Source organism: Streptomyces sp. NRRL S-646 (assembly GCF_000720765.1).
In the GTDB taxonomy this organism is placed as follows: domain Bacteria; phylum Actinomycetota; class Actinomycetes; order Streptomycetales; family Streptomycetaceae; genus Streptomyces.
In genome coordinates this window covers 1-328 of record NZ_JODC01000105.1, presented here as the reverse complement: position 1 = coordinate 328, position 328 = coordinate 1, and the positions used below count along the sequence as shown (strand labels likewise).

Annotated in this window: 1 rRNA gene; it reads right to left on the bottom strand. The window is 58.8% G+C overall.

Features of this window, described 5'->3' with window-relative positions:
- Positions 1 to 328: ribosomal RNA gene (locus IH68_RS0149075) — 23S ribosomal RNA — on the bottom strand; the annotation flags it as partial.

Genomic DNA, 328 nt, shown 5'->3' with positions numbered 1-328 from the left:
TCACGGTACTATCCGCTATCGGTCACCAGGGAATATTTAGGCTTAGCGGGTGGTCCCGCCAGATTCACACGGGATTTCTCGGGCCCCGTGCTACTTGGGTGTCTCTCAAACGAGCCGCTGACGTTTCGACTACGGGGGTCTTACCCTCTACGCCGGACCTTTCGCATGTCCTTCGCCTACATCAACGGTTTCTGACTCGTCCTGCCGCCGGCAGACGACAGAAGAGAGATCCCACAACCCCCACGACGCAACCCCTGCCGGGTCTCACACGTCGTAGGTTTGGCCTCATCCGGTTTCGCTCGCCACTACTCCCGGAATCACGGTTGTT